Source organism: Promicromonospora kroppenstedtii DSM 19349 (genome assembly GCF_000515355.1).
GTDB lineage: Bacteria > Actinomycetota > Actinomycetes > Actinomycetales > Cellulomonadaceae > Promicromonospora > Promicromonospora kroppenstedtii.
The window spans coordinates 28,490-33,777 of the sequence record NZ_KI911609.1 but is presented as its reverse complement, the minus strand read 5'-3'; the positions used below and the strand labels follow the sequence as shown (position 1 = coordinate 33,777).

The window sequence follows — 5,288 nt, the reverse complement described above, 5'->3', positions numbered from 1 at the left end:
CCCGGCCCGGCCACCGGCGCCGACCCCGGCTACACCGAGGCCCAGCTCCTGCGCGACGGCGCCGACCCGGAGCGCATGGTCCGCGGCCTGCGTCACGGCGAGCTCACGACGCACCCCGCGCACCTGCACATCGACCTGCTGCCCGTGCTGCAGCGCCGCGGGCTGGGCTCCCGCCTGATCGACACCCTGCGCGCCGCACTGGCCGAGCGGGACGTGCCGGGCGTGCACCTGGGCTACGCCGCCGAGAACGTCGCCGCCCGCAAGTTCTACGACCGCTACGGCTTCACGGAGCTGCCGTCGTCGACGCCGACGTCCCCGCTGCTGGGCATCGCCAGCTCCTGAGCGGGTTCCCGCCCGCCCTGCCGACCCTTTTTGCCCCCGGCCTGGCACGCCGAGGTCAGCGGTCCTCCCGGGCCGCGTCGATCCAAGCGCGCCGGACCTGCTCGAAGCGGGTCGGCAGGGGCGGGCGCAGCGCGCCGTAGCGCGCGTTGGTGCGGTGCACGAACCTGCGCCACGACAGCACCAGGCCCTGCCGCGTGATCGGCAGGCCCGAGGCGACCGTGGTGCCGTTGTCGTGCGTGTGGTGCACCGTCAGCAGCAACGCGCGCGGCACCGAGCCCTCCAGCTCGGCCGCCAGCTCCTCGCGCACCACCATCCAGTGCTTGAGCAGCACCACCAGATCCGCCGGCAGCAGGTGCCGGTGCGGGGTGCGGTGCTTGCCGTGCCGTACCAGCACGCTGCCCTCGGTCACCTTGGCCCGCGCCGGCCCGAGGTCGATGTCCTCGACGCGCACGCGCAGCAGGTCCCCGTACCGGGAGCCGGTCGCCCGCACCAGACCCGTGATCACCGCCAGACGCACGGCCTCCGGCTTGGCGCCAGGACGCATCGCCTCCGTGGCCATCTCGCGCCACACCCACTCGGCCTCCTCGAGGCTCACCGGAGGCCGTGGGTAGCGGCCGGGCTCCCCGGTCCTGGTTGGTGGTGAGGTGGCATTGTTACCGGTCATGGGTCCAATGTACGCTTGGCACACTATTAATCAAGGGGAAACGCCGGTCCGCGACGACCTGGTGCGTACCCTCTGACGGTGGACCTCCCCAGCACCATCGCGCGCCCCGTCGACCACGAGCTCGTCATCAAGAGGTCGCGGTTCCTGGCCCACCTCGCCCCGGCCGGCAGCGTCGCGGAGGCCGACGCCGTGATCGCCGGCCTGCGCAAGGAGCTCTGGGACGCCCGGCACCACTGCGTCGCCATGGTGCTGGGCACCCGCGCGGACCAGGCCCGCTCCTCCGACGACGGCGAGCCGAGCGGCACCGCCGGGGTGCCCATGCTGGAGGTCCTGCGCCACCGGGGCGTCACCGACCTGGTCGCCGTCGTCACCCGGTATTTCGGGGGCGTGAAGCTCGGCGCCGGTGGCCTGGTGCGTGCCTACTCCGGCGCGGTCGCCGCGGCCCTGGACGACGCCGCCGTCTCCGGCGTCCTGCTGCGCCGTGAGCTGCTGCGCGAGGTCGAGGTGCCGGTCCCCCACGCCGACGCCGGCCGCATCGACAACATGCTGCGTGACTGGGCGTCCGGCCACGGGTCGGTCATGGAACCGCCCAGCTACGGCGCCGTCGCACACCTGCGGCTGCTGGTGCCGCAGCACGAGCTGGCCGCCCTGGCCGCGGACGTCGCGGCCGCCTCGGCGGGGGCACTGTCCCCCGAGGTCGGCGACGCCCGCGTCGTCGACGTGCCCGTACCGGCGTCCCCGGCGCGTCGTCCTTGACTGGCCCCGTACCGGGGTGAATTGTCTGGGGCACCCAGTACGTGCCCGCAGCAAGCAGCCAGGCCCGCACCGTGGAGGGACCGATCATGCACCGTCGCATCCGCCCGTCCGTCGCCGTCGTCGTCGCACTGACCGCCACCACCGCGCTCCTCGCCGCGTGCGGGGCGCCCGCGGAGGAGTCCACCGACTCGATCACCTTCTGGACACCGCAGTCCACGCCCGAGCGGGTCGCCGCCCAGGAGGCGGTCGCGAAGGGGTTCACGCAGGAGACCGGCATCGAGGTCGACGTCGTCCCGCTCGCCGCGGCCGACCAGGACCAGGCCCTGGTGACCGGCGCCGCCTCGGGCGAGGTGCCCGACGTGATCCTCGCGGGCGCCTCGCAGGTCACCTCCTGGCAGTCCCAGGGGCTGCTCGACACCGACGCCGCCCAGGAGGCCCTGGACACGCTGGACCCCGCGACGTTCAACCAGAACGCGCTCGGCGCGGTCACGGTGCAGGACGGCGACTCGGGCGAGAGCACGGTCGCCGCCGTGCCGAGCGACGGCTGGGTGCACCTGATCGCCTACCGCACCGACCTGCTCCACGAGGCGGGCGTCGAGGTGCCCACCACGGTCGCGGAGCTCGCTCAGGCGGCGACGGCCGTCAAGGAGGAGCTGGGCGTCACCGGCATCGCCCTGGGCACCCAGTCCGGCACGGCGTCCGGCACCGAGGGGATCGAGTCGATCTTCCAGTCCGCGGGCTGCAGCCTCGTGACGGACGGCGAGGTGGCCATCGACTCGCCCGCGTGCGCCGAGGCCGCCGGCTACTTCAAGGAGCTGCGCGACTCGTCCGTCGCGGGCGACTACGACGTCGAGTCGGCGCGGGCCGCCTACCTGGGGGGCGACGCCGCGATGCTGCTGTTCTCGACGCACATCCTGGACGAGCTGGCGAACCTGGACGAGGCGGTGCCGCCGTCGTGCGAGGAGTGCGGCGACGACCCGGAGTTCCTCGCGAAGAACTCGGGGTTCATCACCGTGCTGGAGCCGCCGGACGAGTCGGCCGGCGGCGCGGCCCAGTTCGGCGCCACGCTCGCCTACGCGGTGCCCGCCCGTGCGCACGCCGACGAGGCCCGCCGGTACATCGAGTACATGCTGAGCACGGGCTACGCCGACACGCTGGCCGTGGCCACCGAGGGCCGCCTGCCGCTGCGCACCGGCACCCCGGAGAACCCGACCGAGTACCTGGACGCGTGGGGCGGCCTGGGCTTCGGGCCCAAGGTCGAGTCGTCGGTGGCCGAGGTGTACGGCGACGAGCTGGTGACCGCCATGGGCGAGGGCATGGACGCCGTCGACCGCTGGGGCCAGGGCACGCCCGACGCGACGCTGGCGGGGCTGGTCGCCACGCAGGGCACGCTGGCGCAGCAGCTCGACCCGCTGTACCGCGGCACGGACCCCGCCGAGGTGACGCGGCAGATGGCCGCGGAGGTGACAGCGCTGCAGCAGGACCAGTGAGGACCGCGCGCGTGCCGGCGTCCCGCACGCCCGCACCCCGAACGCGGGCGCCGGCGGGGCGGGCCCGGCGGGAGAACCGTTCCGGCTGGCTGCTCGTGTCACCGTCCCTGGCGGTCGTGGCCCTCGTGGTGCTGCTGCCGTTCGCCCTGGTGGTGGTGTTCGGCTTCTCCGAGATCCGGCTCGTCGACATCCCGTTCCTCGGCACGGAGCCGATCGAGTGGTCGCTGGACAACTTCGAGCGCGCGATGGCGTCGCAGGCGTTCTGGGGCGCCCTGTGGACCACGGTCCTGTACGCGGGCCTGACGGCGGCCGGCTCGCTCGCCGTCGGGCTGGTGCTGGCGCTCGCGCTGCGCCGGCCGTTCCGCGGGCGCGGCCTGGTGCGGGCGCTGCTCCTGGTGCCGTACGTGCTGCCGGTCGTGGCCGCGGCGACCATCTGGAAGACGATGCTCAACCCGCAGTACGGCGTGGTGAACGCCTTCGGGCGTGCCTACCTCGGCTGGGACACGCCCGTGGGGTTCCTCAGCACCACCTCCGCCGAGGTCTGGGGCGTCCCGGTTCCGGTCGCGCTGCTGGTGGTGGTCCTGTTCGACATCTGGAAGTCGGCCCCGCTCGCGTTCCTGTTCCTGACCGCGCGGCTGCAGGCGGTACCCGGCGAGATCGAGGAGGCAGCGGCGCTCGACGGCGCGGGCCGCCGGCAGACGCTGCGGTACATCCTGCTGCCGCAGCTGCGGGCCGTGGCCCTGCTGCTCCTGCTGCTGCGGTTCATCTGGTCGTTCCAGAGCTTCGACGACGTCTACCTGCTGACCGAGGGTGCCGGCAGCACCCAGGTCATGGCCATCAAGGTCTACACCGAGCTCGTGACCAAGGCCGACATCGGCAGCGCCGCGGCGTTCGGGCTGCTGATGAGCCTGATCCTGGGAGTGCTCCTGGTGGGGTACGTGCTGCTCTCCCGGCGGAGCTCAGAATCATGAGGGGGCAGTCATGAGGGGGCAGTCATGAGGGGGCAGTCATGAGCGGCGTCCGGCCCACCCGTGCGGCCCGCGCCGGCCGCGCCGTCGTCGTCACGCTCGCGCTGCTGTGGTCGCTGGGGCCGGTCGCGTACGGCGTCGTCCTGTCGATGCGGCCGTACACGGAGGTGACGCGCGACCCGCTAGGGCTGCCGACGGGGCTGGACCTGTCCGCGTTCGCCACGGCCATGCGGGACGAGGCGGACGGCGGGTTCGGGCTCGGGCGGTTCGTGCTCAACTCGCTCGGCGTCGCCGTCGGGACCGTGGTGGTGAGCATCGTGGTCTGTGTGCTGGGCGCCTACGCGGCCGCCCGGCTGCGTTATCGCGGGCGGGCCGTCACGAACGGCATCATCCTGGCGGTCTACCTGTTCCCGGGGATCGTGCTGGCGGTACCGAAGTTCGTGATCCTGTCCAGGCTGGGGCTGACCAGCTCGCTGGTGGGGCTGCTGATCGTCTACGTGGCGGCCACCGTGCCTGTCGCGCTGTACATGATGCGGAACTTCTTCCTGGCGCTGCCGGCCAGCGTCGAGGAGGCCGCGATCATGGACGGCTGCACGCTGGGCCAGCTGCTGACCCGCGTGGTGCTGCCGATCGCGGTGCCCGGCGTGGTGGCCACCGCGATCTACGTGTTCATGATCGCCTGGAACGAGTACTTCTACGCCCTGCTGTTCCTGGTGCAGCACCGCGACCTCTGGACGGCGCCGCTGGGCATCGCCCAGCTCGGCGACTTCCAGGTGCCGGTCACGGTGCTGCTGGCCGGGTCCATCGCGGTGACCGTGCCCGTGGTGATCATCTTCTTCCTGGCCCAGCGGTACATCGTCTCGGGGCTGGTCCAGGGTGCCGAACGATGAGGTGTGTCTGATGCGCTCGGGAAGGACAGTCCTGAGGAGGACCGCGCGATGAACCGTTCCCTGCGTCTGGCCGTGCTCGGCGCGGGCGGGCGAGGCGCCGACGCCTACGGCCGCTGGGTGCGGGCGCACCCGGAGCGCGCCCGCATCGTCGGGGTCGCGGACCCGGAACCGGCCCGGC

General features: G+C 73.0%; 6 protein-coding genes. 5 read left to right on the top strand and 1 reads right to left on the bottom strand.

Going from position 1 to position 5,288, the window contains the following annotated elements:
* On the top strand, positions 1-342 hold a 342-nt coding region (locus PROKR_RS03950; protein WP_157601879.1), incomplete at its 5' end, for a GNAT family N-acetyltransferase.
* Positions 343-397: 55 nt separating this feature from the next.
* Here the strand turns inward: PROKR_RS03950 and PROKR_RS03945 are convergent.
* The gene (locus tag PROKR_RS03945; protein ID WP_051432652.1) at positions 398-1,006 is read right to left on the bottom strand and encodes a tyrosine-type recombinase/integrase; all 609 of its coding nucleotides are present in this window, start codon (positions 1,004-1,006) and stop codon (positions 398-400) included.
* A gap of 78 nt (positions 1,007-1,084) precedes the next feature.
* Here PROKR_RS03945 and PROKR_RS03940 point away from each other — a divergent pair, with 78 nt between their 5' ends.
* The 4 genes from PROKR_RS03940 to PROKR_RS03925 all read left to right on the top strand — a co-directional run bounded on the left by PROKR_RS03940 (position 1,085) and on the right by PROKR_RS03925 (position 5,110).
* Positions 1,085-1,762 (top strand): IMPACT family protein, encoded by a 678-nt coding sequence (locus tag PROKR_RS03940; protein ID WP_036959703.1) that lies wholly within the window; start codon positions 1,085-1,087, stop codon positions 1,760-1,762.
* An 86-nt stretch (positions 1,763-1,848) separates the two neighbouring features.
* Positions 1,849-3,252: an ABC transporter substrate-binding protein gene (locus PROKR_RS03935; RefSeq protein ID WP_036959760.1), complete on the top strand. Its 1,404-nt coding sequence runs from the start codon at positions 1,849-1,851 to the stop codon at positions 3,250-3,252.
* Positions 3,253-3,263: 11 nt separating this feature from the next.
* A complete protein-coding gene (locus PROKR_RS03930) occupies positions 3,264-4,223 on the top strand; it encodes a carbohydrate ABC transporter permease (protein ID WP_245605689.1) in 960 nt (319 codons plus the stop codon).
* 38 nt (positions 4,224-4,261) lie between these two features.
* A complete protein-coding gene (locus PROKR_RS03925; protein WP_036959700.1) occupies positions 4,262-5,110 on the top strand; it encodes a carbohydrate ABC transporter permease in 849 nt (282 codons plus the stop codon).
* Positions 5,111-5,288 lie beyond the last annotated feature (178 nt).